The sequence below is a fragment of the Clostridium sp. FP2 genome (assembly GCF_011065955.2).
Lineage (GTDB): Bacteria > Bacillota > Clostridia > Clostridiales > Clostridiaceae > Clostridium_AD > Clostridium_AD tagluense.
Genome location: NZ_JAAMNI020000001.1, coordinates 3,838,188 through 3,856,045 on the forward strand (window position 1 = coordinate 3,838,188; position 17,858 = coordinate 3,856,045).

The 17,858-nt window shown below is 30.4% G+C and carries 12 protein-coding genes; 2 read left to right on the forward strand and 10 right to left on the reverse strand.

The genetic code is table 11. The features are described from left to right. Positions 1–33 precede the first annotated feature (33 nt). The 3 genes from G9F71_RS18390 to G9F71_RS18400 form a co-directional block, all read right to left on the reverse strand. Positions 34–2,031: a DNA topoisomerase gene (locus tag G9F71_RS18390; RefSeq protein ID WP_164949255.1), complete on the reverse strand. Its 1,998-nt coding sequence runs from the start codon at positions 2,029–2,031 to the stop codon at positions 34–36. Positions 2,032–2,151: 120 nt separating this feature from the next. Beyond that, the gene (locus G9F71_RS18395; protein WP_164949217.1) at positions 2,152–5,043 is read right to left on the reverse strand and encodes an AAA family ATPase; all 2,892 of its coding nucleotides are present in this window, start codon (positions 5,041–5,043) and stop codon (positions 2,152–2,154) included. 11 nt (positions 5,044–5,054) lie between these two features. Continuing rightward, on the reverse strand, positions 5,055–6,401 hold the full coding sequence (locus G9F71_RS18400; RefSeq protein ID WP_164949218.1) for an exonuclease SbcCD subunit D: 1,347 nt from the start codon (positions 6,399–6,401) through the stop codon (positions 5,055–5,057). Between the two features lie 206 nt (positions 6,402–6,607). Between G9F71_RS18400 and ltaE the strand changes: the two genes are divergently transcribed. Then, complete coding sequence (gene ltaE / locus G9F71_RS18405; RefSeq protein WP_164949219.1) at positions 6,608–7,645, forward strand: low-specificity L-threonine aldolase; 1,038 nt, start codon at positions 6,608–6,610, stop codon at positions 7,643–7,645. 607 nt (positions 7,646–8,252) lie between these two features. Here the strand turns inward: ltaE and G9F71_RS18410 are convergent. The 4 genes from G9F71_RS18410 to G9F71_RS18425 form a co-directional block, all read right to left on the reverse strand. Next, positions 8,253–8,858, reverse strand: coding sequence for a GerMN domain-containing protein (locus G9F71_RS18410; protein WP_164949220.1), 606 nt, complete (start codon positions 8,856–8,858; stop codon positions 8,253–8,255). A 728-nt stretch (positions 8,859–9,586) separates the two neighbouring features. After that, a complete protein-coding gene (locus tag G9F71_RS18415; RefSeq protein WP_164949221.1) occupies positions 9,587–10,333 on the reverse strand; it encodes a SprT family zinc-dependent metalloprotease in 747 nt (248 codons plus the stop codon). A 185-nt stretch (positions 10,334–10,518) separates the two neighbouring features. Next, positions 10,519–12,843 carry a VIT and vWA domain-containing protein gene (locus G9F71_RS18420; protein WP_164949222.1) on the reverse strand — a complete coding sequence of 775 codons (2,325 nt, stop codon included), beginning with the start codon at positions 12,841–12,843 and terminating at the stop codon, positions 10,519–10,521. A 191-nt stretch (positions 12,844–13,034) separates the two neighbouring features. Continuing rightward, the gene (locus G9F71_RS18425; protein ID WP_164949223.1) at positions 13,035–13,976 is read right to left on the reverse strand and encodes a dipeptidase; all 942 of its coding nucleotides are present in this window, start codon (positions 13,974–13,976) and stop codon (positions 13,035–13,037) included. A 232-nt stretch (positions 13,977–14,208) separates the two neighbouring features. On the opposite strand from G9F71_RS18425, the gene G9F71_RS18430 reads away from it, so the two are divergent. Beyond that, positions 14,209–15,438, forward strand: a complete 1,230-nt coding sequence (locus tag G9F71_RS18430) for a 6-phosphofructokinase (protein ID WP_164949224.1) — start codon at positions 14,209–14,211, stop codon at positions 15,436–15,438. 90 nt (positions 15,439–15,528) lie between these two features. Here the strand turns inward: G9F71_RS18430 and G9F71_RS18435 are convergent, their stop codons facing one another. The 3 genes from G9F71_RS18435 to G9F71_RS27625 all read right to left on the reverse strand — a co-directional run bounded on the left by G9F71_RS18435 (position 15,529) and on the right by G9F71_RS27625 (position 17,760). Beyond that, on the reverse strand, positions 15,529–16,146 hold the full coding sequence (locus tag G9F71_RS18435; RefSeq protein ID WP_125005903.1) for a hypothetical protein: 618 nt from the start codon (positions 16,144–16,146) through the stop codon (positions 15,529–15,531). 196 nt (positions 16,147–16,342) lie between these two features. Further along, the gene (locus G9F71_RS18440) at positions 16,343–17,119 is read right to left on the reverse strand and encodes a prepilin peptidase (RefSeq protein WP_164949225.1); all 777 of its coding nucleotides are present in this window, start codon (positions 17,117–17,119) and stop codon (positions 16,343–16,345) included. Positions 17,120–17,325: 206 nt separating this feature from the next. Continuing rightward, positions 17,326–17,760: a prepilin-type N-terminal cleavage/methylation domain-containing protein gene (locus G9F71_RS27625; RefSeq protein WP_164949226.1), complete on the reverse strand. Its 435-nt coding sequence runs from the start codon at positions 17,758–17,760 to the stop codon at positions 17,326–17,328. Positions 17,761–17,858: the final 98 nt, after the last annotated feature.

Below are 17,858 nucleotides of genomic sequence, written 5' to 3' on the forward strand. Positions count from 1 at the left end.
CTGTTTCCTATAAAATAAAAAAAACATATAAAATTACTCCACCCCAGTTTGAGGGTTTTTGTAAAATGAACTTACAGAATCAAAATTGTTTTTAAGCCTTAAGGCATTATTTAGTTTAAGTACTCTATCAGTATTTTTAATAATATAATTCTCAAGCTTATCCATGTACAAATTCCCCGCTATTTCATTTTGGGTAACCATGGTTAATCCTTTTTCCCAACTAGCTGTTAATTCTGGATTTAGCAAAGTTGGTATAGAATTTTTTACCACATCATATATAATTTCTCCAAGGAGCGTTGGCATAACTACCTGGGTTTTGTTATTAGATTTGATGTATTCTATTTTTTCAAGCTTTGTTAATATTCCTGAACGAGTGGCACTTGTACCAATTCCAGATCCTTTTATATGCTCTCTTAGTTCTTCATCTTCAATAAGTTTACCCGCATTTTCCATGGCTATAATTATTGAACCTGTAGTAAATCTTTTAGGAGGAGAAGTTTTACCTTCTTTTACAATTAAGTCTTCCAAATTCACAACTTGACCTTTTTTTAAGGTACTTAAAAATTTCATATTTTTGCTTTCACTATCATTACTATCATTATCAGGTTTTAAAACTTGCAAATACCCAAGTTCAACGCAAACCTTGTCTGTTGTGAAAAATCTTTCCTTGTGAATCTTTGTTATAACAGAAACCTTGCTATAAACAGCAGGGGGATAAAATATTGAAAGGAATCGTCGTAACACTAAATCGTAGATTTTCTTTTCTATGTCTTTTAAAGACAAATAGTTTTGAAGACCTTCTCCTGTTGGAATAATCGCATAATGATCTGTAATCTTGCTATCATCAACATATTTTGTTTTAGCTATATTACTATACCATTTTTTTTCTAGAATATTTGCAGCTATATTTTTTATTTCAGAGTCTCCCTTGAAATTTGTTAGCTTTTGTATGTTCTTATTAATTTCTTTTGCCACAGATGTAGATAATACCCTAGCATCTGTTCTTGGGTATGTGAGCATTTTTTTCTCATATAAAGCTTGAATATGACTAAGAGTTTGTTCTGGGTTTATTTTGAATTTTTTAGAACACTCATTTTGTATTTCTGCTAAATTAAAGAGTAGTGGAGCATTCTTATTTTCTTTTTTCTTAGTAACATTCTCAACTAGAACTTTGCCTTCTATACTAGAATCTCTAAGTTCTCCTATTAATTTTTCTGCCGTTTCTTGTTTTTTAAATCCACCCTCATTATAAAGAAGTGGTGAGTCAAAATACTCAGAGCCTTCTACTGCTTTCCATTCTCCCTCATAAATAGATTCTTCATCTACCTTAAAGCTTCCTATAATCTTATAAAATGGAGTAACAATAAACTCTCTAACTTCTCTTTCTCTTTGAACTACCATTCCAAGTACACAAGACATTACTCGTCCCACCGCAATAACTATATAATTTTTTCCAAGATAATTACTTACAGTTTTTCCATAGACTAAACTTAGAAGTCTTGAAAAATTAATTCCCATTAGATAATCCTCTTTTGCTCTTAAATAAGCGGCTTCAGATAATGTATCATACTCTTTCAAATCCTTTGCTTCTTTAACACCACGAATAATTTCCTCTTCCGTTTGTGAATCTATCCAAACTCTTCGTTTTTGTTTATTAGGATTCCCAGCCAAATCATCCACTAATCTATATATGTACTCCCCTTCTCTCCCAGAGTCTGTACAAACATAAACCCTATCAATATCTTCGCGGAGTAGTTGACTCTTAACTATATTAAATTGTTTTTTCACGCCCTCTATAACTTCATATTTATATGCCTTAGGTAAAAATGGCAAGGTATCTAAAGACCATTTTTTCAATTTTACATCATATTTTTCTGGATAGCTCATAGTAACTAGATGTCCCACACACCAGGTAACAACAGCCTTATCAGACTCTATATATCCATCTGATTTTCTCCCATTTATTTTTAAAGCTTTAGCAAACTCTGCAGCAACACTTGGTTTTTCCGTAATAAATAATGCCTTACTGATATGTACCACTTCACTTTCTGTTAAATTACATTAATAGTCTCTGACTTAAACGTCATTGATAATTCTTTGAAAATTAATTATACCATTATTTATACACCTATTTCAAAAAATTAAATGTCCTTATAGTGTTTTTAGATATTCTTGCAGGTCTCTCCCAGTGCTTTTTGTAAATTTACCCTTATCTAATTTAAAGTATTGAGCCTGAATGCATTGTGAATTTATTAATTCTACTAAGGTTGCATGACAAGTAAGCACAAAAATTTGATGTGTCTTTGAAAGATTTACTAAGGCTTTAACTGTATTTTTAGTATGTGCTATATCAAAATTAACAAAGGAATCATCAAGTATAACTGGCAAACTTGGCTTAATTTCTTTTATTCTACTTATTCGAACTGCCAAGAATAATTGTTCTTTTGTACCCCTACTTAATCCTTTTGAACTTTCCATAATACTCTCATCTCGTAGTACTGTTTTAAAGTCTCCCTGCATTAAATCTTCCATAGGCATAATATCTTTATATTCTCCTGAGGTTATTTCACGCAGAATATCACTAGCTCCTTTTAAAAGCTTATCCTTGGTGTTTTCTAAAAATCTCTCTCTAATTTTTTCTAAGAATAATGCTGCTGTATTATAAATTGCGTATTTTTCTGCAAGTGGTCTTAACTGACTTCTTGCTTCTCTAATGTCTTGCTCATATTTCAGTAACTTTTCATCAGAATTCAATGCTCCAATCTCATCTTTTATAGTCTGTTTTTCATTCTTTAAATCATCTAATTGTCTTACCAAGTCCTTATTGTCTCTACTTAAAACCTCATAATCATAATTAAGTTCAGAATCACTATCATACTGCTTATATAAATCATCCAGGATTTCTAATAGATTTTCATCTCTGCTCTGTTCAAGTTCTCTTTTTTCATCCTGTAGTAATCGCCCTATACGCTGGCCTTTTACAGCTTGCAATAACTTGTCATTAATAATTTTTAATTCATTCTGATGATTCATATATTCTGTATACTTTTCACCCTTACTTATATATTTTTCTAATAACAAAATTACATTTTCACACTGATTTTCCTGAGAATTATATGCCAAAGAAATATCTATAGCTAAATTACCTCTAGCTAAAAACTCTTCTATTTCCTTCTCTACAATACTCAATTTTGAAAAGCTCTTTTCAGTTCTTTCTCCTAGCATCAAATGCTTATATAAAACCTCTACCTTTAGTAATATATCATTACAACTATTAGAAATATTATCTATATCTATTTCTTTTACGCTTATTTGCTCTGAATTTTTAGTATTAAAACCATCAAACTTATTAAGCAGCACATTAATACTATTCAAATATCCACAGATAGCACTAAATTCATTGTCTAGTTTTTTCTTTAATAAATTATATTCACATATTTCATCCTTTAAAAAAGCTGCAATTTTAAAATAATCTTTAATACCCTCAGCTGTTACTCTGGCATCAAGCTTTAAAATATCCCTGTACTCATCCATGACATTGTTCATTTCTATTGAATTTTCTTCTAAATTTTTTAGTTCCCCAAGGCTTTTACTAAAAACAATCTCTATGTTGTCAATGCTTGCTTTAGTTTCCAAATTTCTATTTAACATTAGTTTGCTATTTGAGTAATTTATAAACAAATATATTGCTGTGCCTATGCCTCCAACGAATATTATTGAACATCCCAGTAATTTATCTATAAAAAACAATACAAGTCCTAAAATCATAGTGAATAGTGTAAATTTAAAATATTTTTTAGCATAAAACATAGAATCATAGGGTCTAATTTGTTTTTCTAAGATTTCTCTTTGAATTTTAAAGTCTCCAATTTTTTTATTGCAAATTACTATTTCGGACTCTACTTTTCTAAAATTTTCTATATTGCTAGTTAATATATCTTGCTCTACCTCATCACAATTAATTTCTTCAACAATATTAAAACTAGACCAATTATTGTTAGCTTTTTTAATTTTATTCATCAGTGCTTGTGTCTTTTCATAATATTCTTTTTTTATAATGAGTAGATTTTTTCTCATTTCTTTAATGCCTGATATACCATTATAAAAGTTACTGATTTCCACCTTATTTTCAAGAAGCAACTCTTTAATATGCTTATCCTTGGATGTTTGACTTTGAAATTCAAGGTTGTCATTATTATACTGTTCTAGTTCTTTAATATATTGTGTTTTTAGAGCTTTTGCTTTTTCTATATTATATTCCCTTATATCCTCAGGATTAAATAAATAATTATTAAGCTCTCCTTCAAGATTCTTTTTATTTTCATTAAGCTCATAATTATGCTTTAACATCTCTAATTTAATTATATTGTTATTGCTATTTAGAAGTTCCACTTCTTTTGAAATTATAGTATCCTGAAGCTTTGAAAATATTTTTTTCTTTTGCACAAAGGTATCTAGAAGCCCCATGGATTTTCTTCTTCCTTCTAGACTCTTTTTAATATTTTCCGTATAAGGCTTAAACATCTTAGTAGATGGATTTCCCCGAGTTCCACCAATGATATTAGCTTTTTCCCTTAATTCTTTAGAAGCCACTGGTATTTTTATAATGTGCTTAAAGCCCGCACCTAGTAGCATGGACTGAAGATTACTATCTTCCTTATCTGAACTCTTATTAAGTTCATCAAGACTTATAGTGAATAGTTCTCTGTAGGTTGCCTTATCTATATTATATAACCCATTGCTATACTTATTATCTATGATATTTTTATAAACTATCTCCGGATTACTAAATCCTTTTAACAATATATTTACTTCATTACCCTCATCGACTATCAAATCGCATCTCACATCATATTGGAATTTAGGTGGCGGTAGATTACTATTTTGAGAAAACCCATAGGGTATATTTCTAATTAGCTGCATTAAACTAGTTTTTCCGGACCTGTTTGCTCCCCCAATAACTATTATCCCCTCCCCTAAGTTTTCAAGTTTTTCACCTTGGAACACCCCAAAATCTCTAATGTCTAACTGCCTTATTTTCAAATTCTCACCCCCTAAATTAACTCTAAAGCTTCTGCTAATTTTTCAATAACTAGTTCCCTTGCTTGCAATATAATATCCTCAATAATTTCTTCATCAAAATCAAATTTATCTTCATCTATATTTTCCGTGAAAATTTGCTTCTTCCAAATGGAACCCCAGTTTTTCACAAGTTGTACTCTATCTTCTCCCTCTTCCCTATATAAGTTGATTACTTCATCTAAATCACCAAAAATAGAGTTTTGCATCTTCATATTTTCAAAATCTTGCATAAGTGGAGCAGTTCTAAATATTATTGAATCTATCCACAGAAAACATTTCCCCTCTGAAAGTTCTTCGTTTATACCTTCTATAAACTGTTTATAATCATCTTCCTTCATATGAGTTATTTTATCCTGAAGCTCTGTTCTTCCTTTTATTACTAATTTCAAAATATAGCCTTTAATTTCCTCATTTATTGCTTGCTTTGCCTGCGTCAATTCATTAGAACTTTTGGGAAGAACATATGTTACCTCTCTAGTTTTCTCTAAAATCAGTTCTGTTAAATCACTGAAATTCTCTATCTTGTTTTCTTCACCAATTATTATTTCTGCTTTTTTATATATAATTGTTGCTATAGGTAAGAACTCCATATTAACAATTTCTTTTTTGCAAACCTCAACATAGAAAACTCCGCCTTGCCCCCGCTCTCCCATATCACGGCCTTGAGGGATTCCTGAAAAAGCTATAATAGGCCTTGTATCACTTAGAATATTAGTTTTATGAATATGTCCAAGGGCCCAATAATCTATATTAGGTACCGCCTTAAGTTCATCTAAAGTGCAAGGAACATAATTTTTATTATCCCCCTCCATTGCAGTATGTAGCATTGCAATATTAAAGCAATCATTATCCAATAAATAGTTTTCATAAATTTTTTCTCTTTCGGCTCGAAGCTTATAGGATTTCCCAACAATTTTTGCTATAATCTCATTATCTTTACATACTTCTAAAATCTCTGCACTATCAGAACTTAATATATGAACATTTATAGGCATATCAAACAATTCTTGCTTATTACTTGCAGCATCGTGATTACCGTAAATAACATATACACCTATATTTATTTCACTTAGTCGTAAGCATTGATTAATAAAAAATCTATTGCTCCTCACTGACCTTAAATAACTGTCATATACGTCTCCACAAATCAATATAAAATCCACCTTATACGCAGTGGCAATATTGCATACCCTTTCAAATCCATTATATACAGCTTCTCTGCATAAGGTTTGTATTTCTTCTGATGGGTCCCCCTTTATATTAAGAAAAGATCCTAAATGCAAGTCCGCAGCATGAATAAACCGAAATGTCCCACTCATTACTTTTCCACCACCTTTTTTCAGATATCATTATAGATATTTTACCATAAAAACCAATTCTATATATCGCTCAACTAGATTGAATTTTTATAATTTCATACAACTTTGAAAAATTTTAAGCTATAATAGTATTTATAGTGATTCATATGGTACATAACAATTGAGAATTGTTATGTACTTAAGCAAACTGATAGGAGGATATGTATATGAAATTTATAGATTTAAGAAGCGATACAGTAACGGAGCCTACACAAAATATGAGACAAGCTATGTTTACAGCTGAGGTTGGAGATGACGTTTATGGTGATGATCCAACTGTAATAGCCTTAGAAGAATATGCTGCTAAACTAGTTAACAAAGAAGCTGCACTATTTGTGCCAAGTGGTACTTTTGGAAATCAGCTAGCGCTATTTACCCATTGCACCCGCGGTAATGAAGTTATTCTTGGTGATGATTGCCATATAGTGGTACATGAAGTTGCCGCATCCTCAGTAATTGCTGGGGTTCAGCTTAGAACTCTAACCAGTAATAAGGGAGAACTGGACCCTAAACAAATCCAAGCTAGAATTAGAAAAGAAGATGAGGATATACATTATCCTAGTACAGGTCTTATATGCATAGAAAATGCTCATTCTTGTGGTAGAGTAATACCGCTTTGTACAATGGAAAAAATTTATAATTTAGCAAAGCAGAAGGTCGTTCCAGTTCATTTAGATGGTGCAAGACTTTTTAATGCTGCTGCATACCTAAATGTAGATGCAAAAGAAATCACTAAATATTGTGACACTGTAATGTTTTGCATGTCAAAAGCTCTTTGTGCTCCTATAGGTTCTATACTGGCTGGTGATAAGAAATTTATTGCCAAGGCAAGAAAGAAAAGAAAAGTTTTAGGTGGAGGCCTTCGACAAGTTGGTATTTTAGCTGCAGCAGGACTTATAGCATTGCGAGAAATGATTCCACAGCTTAAAATAGATCATGAAAATGCTATATTACTTGGAGAAGAATTATCAAAAATTCCTGGCATATTAGTAAATAGTGAAGATACCCATATTAATATGGTTTTCTTTGATATGAGTGCTACTGGGTTTAGTACCGATAAATTAGTAGAAAAATTTTATAACAGAGGAATTAAAATTAATGGAGAAGAAGATGGATTAATGCGCTTTGTTACACACAATTGGATTTCTAAAGAAAATATTAAATTTATTATAACCTCTATGAAAGAAGTTCTTGCTGGAAAATAATTAACATTTTTTCTAAGGTTTTTTGATGCCTTATAGTATAATAAATTTAAAAAAGCATATAATAATCTTAGTAGATGATTCAAAGTGGTTGAGTCAAGAGTGCTCCTAGACTGGAAATAGTTTTAGAGTATTCGGCCAAAGGTGTATACGATATCTGCTAAGGTTTTTTATATGCCGGAGGGAAGATTATTATGGGTTCTTAACAGCTATATATGTGCCCAACCGTACTTATATGGTTCTCCCGGACGTGTGATAGTCGAGCTAAGATGATATAGGTTGCCGCAGGTTTTATTAGTATATTACTAGGGGTTATTCTTGATCGAGAGATTATTTTTAGCTCCCAAGGTGTTCTATATGGTCGAGTAAAGATGTATGTATGTGCTGTAATGCTCAAATGGGTATGTAGGGATGTGTATATGTTGTAGCGTAGATTGCTTTGAGTGGTCAAAAAATCCCTTGGGTTAAAAGGTAAGTTATTTTATAATAACTTACCTTTTTTATCTTAGATCCACAAAAATAAAGAACAAGTCAGTATGCTATCATATTTGACTTGTTCTTTATTTTCATTCTTTTATGTAAAGAATTATATGGTTATAGTGTATAAATACTATTTTTTTATCATTTCTAGATTTTCACTGATAGGTTTTCTAACATCAACATGACCTTTAATACTTTCCACATTTTTTCCTTCAACAAGAAATTGAACCTTTTTTACCCCTAATTCCTTATCTAAAACTAATGTATTTATAATTGAATACAAAGCCATTGTCTCCCCTGTAGATCCACCAGATATTTTATCAGTTGCACTGCTTTTAAAATCAACATAAGCAATATTTTCCTTAACTTGCACATCTATTATTTCTAAATCCACAGGTAATGTTGCAATTAATTTTCCTGCGCTTTGTGCACTAGGTCCTTTTACTAATTCGCCTACAATAGATTTAGCTGTAGCTTTTTCTATAGTTCTTTTTTCACCTACTAAGTTCATAGCTTGATCATCACTAAAATAAAGTAACACTTCGCTACTTTTTATTTCTTCGGTTTTAGGTTCTACTTTTGGTTCCACGGTACCTCCTACTACTTTAGAAGGTTCTTTTGGCTGCTCTTTAACTATACTTTTTGAACTATCCTCTTTTTTTACTTGGTCTTTTCCACAAGCAACCAATGTAAACATTAATACACTACATAATATTACTGAAAGAATTTTCTTCATTTTTGTCACCTTCCTAATAAAATATTATATTAATAAAAGCTAAAGATGAATATTTAAATTTATTAGCAATTATATATAAATTATATCATAGATTATAACCATATGTAGTAATGTTTATTAAAATTACCTTTTCTACTCATAATATACTATGATATTATTATTTTTTTTTATTAGTTTTTGCATAATAAAACCACATCGGGTAAGAATACTTAAGGAGAGGGTTTAGATTGGTTGAGCGAAGAGTATTACGAGGTTATAAATAGCTTTTTAATATTCGGCCAAAGGTGTATCTTAGGTCGTTATGGCTTAATTTATGCCAGAGGGAAGATCATTATGTGTCTTGAAAAGGTTGTATATTTGCATAACTGTGTGTATAGGATCTTAATAGATGTGTAATGGTCGAGCTAAGACTAGATTATGTGCCGCAGGCTCCAGTTGTAGTGTATAACATTATGTTCCAGTTATACTTTAATAATTAACTATGATGCTAAGAGTTAGGGATTGTATATAGTCGGAAGATTATATATGTTCTCCAAGGTACATCTTTTAATCGAGCAAAGATGTATGCATGTTGTGTAATGCTTATATATAGTCGAAAGATTATCCTTAGGTGTGTAGGGATGTGTATATGTTGTAGTGTAAATCGTTCTGAGCTTTCCATATTTCCTAGGATTGGGCAGGTTTTAGCTAAACCTGCCCTTAAAAATTTTCATTGTAGCTTTTGTGCATCATACTAATTGTTCAAAGTTTACATACCATTTAGAATATGTATTTCCCTCCCCATCTTTATAAGTACCCTTCTTATCCTTTACCATAACTGTTGCTCTTTTATTTATCTTATAAATGAATCCACTATATTTTTTATTCTCATGAGAGAAGCACACATTTTGTCCTATCTTAAAGCCATAATCCAGTGAAATTATCTCCTTTTGACTTGGCAATTGATGATTTACCTCTGTATGAGCAAATATATTATTAACCATAGTTTTAAACCTTCGCTTTTTACAACTAGATTCACTGTAAAGATGGAACTCAATTAAATGACATAATTCATGTTCAAAAACTATTTGAAATGCCTCTAGAGAGTCCTTTGTATTTATACCAGATACTATCTTATCTCTTTCTACCTTATAATACTGAAAAAAGAATTTTATGCCCATCCTTATTTCATAAGTTTTTTCTATTTCCTCTAATAGCTTTATTTTTCTACTATACATAGTCTTCCCTGCAGCGGTAGTCATCCTAGTAGATAAAGAAAAATTTATGCTTTCCTTGAAATTGTCTCTAAAATAACTCTTAAAAAATTCTTCATCGTATAAATCGAATAAAATTTTTATGTCCTGATTTGACATACATTGTATATTTCCTGTATTCACATTTTCAGATTTAAGCATAAATTTATTTCTTATAGCATTTCTTTTTTTAACTATTTCCTGCTCATTGTATTTTAAATCTTTTATATTTTGTCCTATCATTATCCTTACTTCCTTATACTTAAGAGCCTTAAAAAATCACTAGTTCTTATTTTTTAAGACACTTTATTTTAACTTACAATTTCTAAATATAATATATCATGATTCTAAAATAATAACTATTCATCTTTTACATATAAACAGACAAAGATCCCACATATATATCCTGTGGGATCTTTGTCTAATGTTTAGATAGTCTTTAAAATAGCAGTATGGATTATATATTGAAGTGTATCCTTAGGCTCATTAGGATTTACTCCTAATCTCTTGATAAATTCACTCTTAATTTCAACTACATCACTATCCTGCAATTGGAATTTTCCTTGGATTTTATGAATTTCCTTGTCAATATTTTCTTTATAAAAAGATAGTACTATGTCTTTTTTAATAGATAATTTGAAAAGTAATAATAAATTTAAATAGTCATCTTTATTTAAATCTAAATCAGTATTTTTCAATGCTTTATTTAAAAATTCTATTGATTTATTTAATTGATTAGTATATATTTTGGTATCTTCATTACCTATGACAAAGGCTAACATTGCTTTTGTAGTATATCTAATATTGTTTTCTATACTGTCATCCACATTGATACCAAAAGCCCCACTAGCAAATTGATTAGATGCTAAGACTTTTAATAACTGCTTTCTTTCAAAACCAGCATATTTATCATGTTCTTTTTTTAATATTGATAAATCTTTATAATAAAATGCTGTTGATTCAGAGTCTCCATCTAAACTTTCATAGGAAAGTTCTAAGCTTTTTGTGGTTTTAACAGGTAGAATTTCTCTTATTCTTATGCCTAAGATAGGATCTTCCATCTCTTCATAAAGAATAAAAGAAGTTTCTTTGCAAATTATGCCAACCTTTTTAGAAATTTCTACAATCTTATTGTTCATTGCCTCTTGAAGTTCCCCACGTTCATATTTTACTCTATGCTGAAGAGATTCTATACGTTTTTTATACCATATTTTTTCAATTAAATTAACATTCTCCTCTAGTTCAAGGTCATTCAGCATAATTATTCTTTGAATTCTCTCCTTACCAACTTTTCCTTTTAAAGTAACTACTCCGCCAACTTCTCCATTAATTTTAGCAAAAATTGAGAACGGCTCTTTATCATACATATATTCAATAGTTCTTGGGAATGTTGTTTCAACCTTCATTTTACCCCAATCAATTTCAATATCAGTAACTTGAGGATTTTTAATTCTATTGAATTGTTTAAGCACAACATCTTCAATTCTCTCCCCAGGGTATATAACTTCTGCAGCACCATAAGAAATACGAGCTAATTTATTTATAAAATAGCTATTTACTAAAGTATCTATTCCAAAAGGAAATATTCGACTTTCTTTAATATTTTCTTCCACAAAATTTAATATTTCTTTTTCGTTTTCCACCAAATCATCTGTAAATAAGAAAATTACATTTTCTTCTTTTTCACTTTTTCCAAGAAGTGCATACTTTATTGCATCAAAAATCACTGCATTTTTTTCTGCTTTAAGTTCTTCAATCCATTTGCTGGCACTACTTAAATTTTCTTCATTAAAATCAACCTTCGTTTCTTTAGCGAAGAAATTAAGCTTATCTCCAAAGGCACAAATATTAAAGGTATCTCCTAATGTTAAATTTCTAAGGCATAGTTGAAGTGCGTTTTTACCTTCTATTAATTTATTTCCGTCCATTGATTGTGATATATCTAAAAGGAATATATAGTTTGAACCAGATGACTTTTGCTCAATTTCAAGGTCCGGTATGAATCTTAAATATAAAATTCCTTTATCATCCCTTGGGTAATCATATATCATTCCTGTAGTTTCTAATTTTTCTAGTTCTTCTAGTATGATTTCTAAATCCTTATCCATTCTTTGATTGTTTCCATCTAAAGTTACTTTATATAAATTATTTTCTTCATATTCCACCTTTATTTTATGAGAAGAACACTTAAATTCTAATTTTGTTAAAGATTCAACAAGTAGCCTTAAAGTGAATTTATAATCGTTATCTTTATGGATGCTGCCTAATGCACTAGAATCTAGTGTATTATCTTTCGAAAGATTTATTGGAGCTATTATTGTAGGGATAACTAATTTTAAGTTTCTATTCTCATAGCTTAGTTCTTCTATATAAGATATTTTTATTTTTACAACTTCATTTGGAATTATCTTACCTATAACTATTCTAAATATATTATCACTAAATTCTTCAAGCAAAAATGTGTTATTATCCTTTTGATTAAAATTCTCATATATTTTATTTGCTTCATCTTTATCTTGTATTAATCCCTTTATAGTCCTACCACCTAGTACTGCTTCAAAACCTGATATAACTGCTCGCTCTGGAATTGGAAAAGTATAGATTGCCTCTACATCATTTGTTCCTTTATTTTCATATACATGATCAATAGTATACTCAGCGAATTCACCACATAAATTTCCTCTTATATTAACTTCTTTTAAAATTATGTTATTCTTCAATTCTTTTCCATGGTTTGTATTATTGTTTGCCATTGTACCCCTCCTGATTTTATATCGCAAAGATTTACCAGAATCTTTAAAACATTATACATATATTTTATCATTAATAATAAAATTAGTCTTCCAATTTATTAAAATAATTTTAAATTTATTCCATATTTTTACTATTATAATAATTCATCATAATTATATAATCTTCTGCTGATAAAAAAATATATATATTACTAAAGCACTTCTTTTATAACTCTTATGGCATTCTTATAAAAAATTTTATCCATTTCCTCTGGACTAAAATTATTTTTATTCAAGGCTATTGATAATTTCTCTATTTCACCAATATTCTTAATTTCAAGGCCCTGGTTACTTATTCCATCAAAATCAGAACCAATAGAAATACAGTCTATTCCACCCACATTTTTTATATGGGCTATATGGCACGCCATATCCTCTACTCTACTGAACTCATTACTGCCTAGAAATTGTTTTTCGAAACAAATTCCCATTACGCCACCGCGTGCAGCAAGAACTTTTATCATATCATCAGTTAAATTCCTAGGATGGTTACTTATTGACCTTGAATTAGAATGAGAGGCTACAAATGGTTTTTTAGAGTACTTTGCTACATCATAAAATCCAGCATCTGATAAATGAGAAACATCGATAATCATGCCGATATTATTCATCTCACTTACAACTTCAATTCCAAAATCCGTAAGCCCCTTACTTCTATCTTCCTTATTTTTATTTGGGAACCCTAGCTCATTTGGAAAATTCCAGGTAAGGGTCAAAAGCCTTACCCCTAGCTTGTAAAAATTTCTCAATTGTTGGATTTTTCCCTTAAGAACCCCACCCTCTTCGATAGTTAGAAATGCAGAAATCATCCCCTTTTTCATATTATCCATAAGTTCCTGATAGTTTGTGGCCAAGGCAATGTCCCCGATATTTTTTTCTAATTCTTCATAAAATTTATCTAGCATTAATAAGCAATATTCTAAGGGGTCCTTTGCCTTATCCAGCTCTACAAAAAGAGCGAAAAACTGTGCAATAGAATTTGCCTTTTTCAATTTACAAATATCTACATTTAAATTATTTTCTTTTAAAACTGATTCTAGGTTTTTATCCATAAACTTCATGATTGTATCACAATGAAAATCTATTATGGGCATTAGTGTACCACCTTCCTTAAATAATACAAAATATATATTTTGTTACACCTCTAATATTTTATGCAAAATGTAAACCTTATATGTAATAGATTAATTATTCTTATTGTTTTAGAATGGCTCATTTAAAATTAAATTCTATCTTGAGTAACTTAAATTTATACCTTATAATCAACTAGTACATTCTATTAATTGTAATCACAATTTAATTCCAATGGAAAGGGGAAATTCTAAAATGAAAAATTGTATAGTAGCTCAATCAGGAGGTCCAACATCTGTAATAAATGCTAGTGCCATTGGCGTGCTAGATGAGAATATTAACTCTCAATACTATGATAACGTTTATGTTGGCATAAACGGAATACAGGGTATTTTAAACGACCGTATCGTAAACCTATCTAACATACCCTATGACGAGGTTAAAGGCTTAAGATATACTCCATCTTCTGGTCTTGGCTCTTGCAGATATAAGTTGAAATCCGTAGAAGAAAGCCCTGAAGAGTACTTAAAGCTTTTTAAAATATTAGAAAAACATGAAATTAAAACCTTCTTTTATATCGGAGGTAATGATTCACAAGATACTGTGCATAAATTTAGTATTTACGCAAAGCAGCATAATAAGGATGTAAAATTTATTGGAATTCCTAAAACAATAGATAACGACCTGCCAATTATGGATCATACCCCTGGCTTTGGTAGTGCAGCTAAACTAATTGCCACATCAGTTCTTGAAAATTTCCTAGACGCCAGTGTATATCCTGCAAAAGGAGTCTTCATACTTGAAACTATGGGACGGGATACTGGATGGCTAGCAGCTAGTGCTTGTATTGCAACAATTAATGGTAACCCTGCTGCAGATTTCATATATCTTCCAGAAGTTGCTTTTAGTACAGAGAATTTTTTAAGGGATATAAGTAAAAAACTTACTGAAAAAAATCATGTCTTTGTAGTAGTTTCTGAAGGTATAAGAACTAAAGAAGGCAAATTTATAGGCGAAGCTTCATCCACTGGCCTTGATAAATTTGGTCATGCTCAGTTAGGTGGTGTTTGTGCATACCTGAAGGATTTACTTTTAACAACTTCTACCGCGCAAAAGGTTAGGGTTTTAGAACTTTCTACAATCCAACGTTGTTCTATGCACTGTGCATCACAAACTGATATTGATGAGGCCTATGAAGTAGGTAAAGCTGCTGCTGCTTATTCTATTGACGGAATAAGCGGAAACATGATAGGTATAAAAAGACTTTCAAATTCTCCATATGCCTCCGAACCTTTTGTACTTGAAACTGTAAAGGTTGCTAATAACATTAAATATTTCCCTCTAGAATGGATTAATGAGGAAGGTAATAATGTAACTCGTGAAGCCTACGAATATACCTTACCATTAATAATGGGAGAACCAAAAATTTCTATTGAAAATGGTCTTCCAAAATACACTTTTTTAGAGGCTCCATTTAAACTTTAAAACAAAATCACCTGGAATTGCCAGATGATTTTTTCAAAATAAAAAAGCTCTAAGAAAAATTTTCATAGAGCTTTTTTTAAATTCACTATACTAAAATAATGGATTTTCATTACCATATTTAAAATAAATTAATGAATTCAAAAACCTTTGATATTTATTAATTTCAGAACTAACTTCTCTACCTCTAAAAATAACCATTGATATAACTTCCCACAAAAACACCCATCCACCTATATTAAATCCTTGTTGTACCGTTCCTAAAACTATATTACTACCAACACTAGTACTTAAAAAAACAGACACTGCTAGCAGACTAAGTGCTGTGATTAAATATTTAAATAATCTGCGATAATTATCCTTTAAAACTTTAATTTCTTGATGCAAATAAAAAGAATAGTAGGTTTTAATACCTGCAATTAACACTTCTTCTCGATTTACGTCTTTTTCCTCTTTTGGTAAGTAGAAACATATATCTACTCCATGTTTAGCCGGAATCTCTTCAAAACAGTTTTCAAGAAAAATTGCTAAATCCGGATCCATGTCTCTTTTTTTAAAAGGAGCACGATCCCAGTCATTAAATATATCATTATACTTGTCTAAAGCTACCTGTATAACGTAATTTCCTGTACTAGTATTTTTCTCGTAAATTTTTTGAAGATAATCACTTTTTTTCGCTTTCATGGCTTTTTTCTTCCATTTATTATTCATATTCCGCAATGCATTTTGCATATTATCAACCCTTCATAACCATTCAGTTATGCCTAATTATACACTTATTCTTGTGAATATCAAAATAGAACAATTAAAGATAGTTAAAGGATTATTGAAACTATTCAAGTTATCCTCTAGTTTCCGTTAAAGTCCTTATGTTTAGAGTGTCACTTGCAATTAATTCTTTTATAATTTATTGGAATGTACTTAAATACCAGTTTAAAATTTTATCCCCCCAAATTATAATCAAAAAAGTAGCCATTATTATAGACGGACCAAAGGGCATTTCCGATCTACCATTTTTCTTTTTAAATCTCAATAAATAAATCCCAACAATACCACCAATTATAAAAGAAAAGAACATCATAATTAATGTTAATTTAAAACCTAAAAACAGGCCACAAAGGCCACAAATTTCTGCATCACCCCAGCCCATACCTTCTATTCCAATAATAAGCTTAGATAATAAAATAATAATAATTATGAAACCTGCACCAAATAAAGCCCCATAAAGGTAAGTAGCCACTGCTTGCCCCAGGTAAAAATTTACCCCTAGTAAAACAGTGCCCATGGCAATTGCTACCCATGTGGTTGTAGTATACACTTCCATAGTATCATAATCTATCATAGCTATAACTATTAAAAAAGGTATTAGTATTAAATACCTTAAGAGAAAAATGCTTACTCCATATTGAAAGTAAGTTAATAAAAAAAGTATAGCGGTGGCAAGTTCTACCAGTGCATATCTAATAGATATTTTCTGGCCACAGCCTCTACATTTACCACTTAAAAAAATCCAGCTAATCACTGGTATAAGATCATAAGACTTAATATTACTCCCACAAGAGGTACAGTGTGATGGTGGATATGCTATACTTTCTCCTCTTGGAATTCTGTATATACATACATTTAAAAAGCTACCTATTAATAGGCCTAATATAAAAATACTTATTGGAAAAATACTTTCCATTAGATCACCTCATTTAATATTATTTTATAACTTTATTAACTACAACACAATATTATTTTTCAAAAATCCTTATATTTTAACATGTTAAATGACTATCAATTTTAATCCCCCACTTATATAATAGGGGGGATTCCTTCTTAAATTTCGCTAAAGCGATTTATAAGATATTATATCTATATACTTTTAACTTTTGTAAATTCAAAACTTTAGTTTTGTTTTTTATCTGTTGTAACTTTTTCCCCATTGTCCTTAGCATTTGGATATGCTTCTATTTTATCCACATAGACTTTTGCAATGCCGTTACTAACTACTACCGAAAAATTTTTATCTTTATATACCGCAGATGTTGGTATCAACTGAAGATAATCTCCTATAACAGCAGCATCTCCAGTAGCACCAGCTTTAATTTCAGCTGGTGCATCAGAAGTACCTATTGTTTCAGCTACCTTATCTTGTGCTACTAAAACAGTAACTGCGTCAGCTATTGTCTTTGCCGTGGCAATATCAGCTTTTACTTTAGCATCCTTTTGTATACTGGCATACTTAGGCACCGCAATAGCCGCCAATACAGCAATAATTGAAATTACAATTATAAGTTCAATCAAAGTAAACCCTTTTTTCTTTCTCAAATTTTTCTTCATTTTATTTCCTCCTAGTATAATGTTTTTTATTTTAACTCTTTTTGAGAGCTAATAACTTTAGCTAGTCTATCTAAAACTTCAGCCCTAGTGCCCTGTTT

Coding starts and splice junctions, on each gene's coding strand:
- G9F71_RS27625 (WP_164949226.1), bottom strand. CDS start 17,760: ATGAAGAAAAATTTGAGAAAGAAAAAAGGGTTTACTTTGATTGAACTT.
- G9F71_RS18420 (WP_164949222.1), bottom strand. CDS start 12,843: ATGGCAAACAATAATACAAACCATGGAAAAGAATTGAAGAATAACATA.
- G9F71_RS18410 (WP_164949220.1), bottom strand. CDS start 8,858: ATGAAGAAAATTCTTTCAGTAATATTATGTAGTGTATTAATGTTTACA.
- G9F71_RS18440 (WP_164949225.1), bottom strand. CDS start 17,119: ATGGAAAGTATTTTTCCAATAAGTATTTTTATATTAGGCCTATTAATA.
- ltaE (WP_164949219.1), top strand. CDS start 6,608: ATGAAATTTATAGATTTAAGAAGCGATACAGTAACGGAGCCTACACAA.
- G9F71_RS18435 (WP_125005903.1), bottom strand. CDS start 16,146: ATGAATAATAAATGGAAGAAAAAAGCCATGAAAGCGAAAAAAAGTGAT.
- G9F71_RS18430 (WP_164949224.1), top strand. CDS start 14,209: ATGAAAAATTGTATAGTAGCTCAATCAGGAGGTCCAACATCTGTAATA.
- G9F71_RS18400 (WP_164949218.1), bottom strand. CDS start 6,401: ATGAGTGGGACATTTCGGTTTATTCATGCTGCGGACTTGCATTTAGGA.
- G9F71_RS18415 (WP_164949221.1), bottom strand. CDS start 10,333: ATGATAGGACAAAATATAAAAGATTTAAAATACAATGAGCAGGAAATA.
- G9F71_RS18425 (WP_164949223.1), bottom strand. CDS start 13,976: ATGCCCATAATAGATTTTCATTGTGATACAATCATGAAGTTTATGGAT.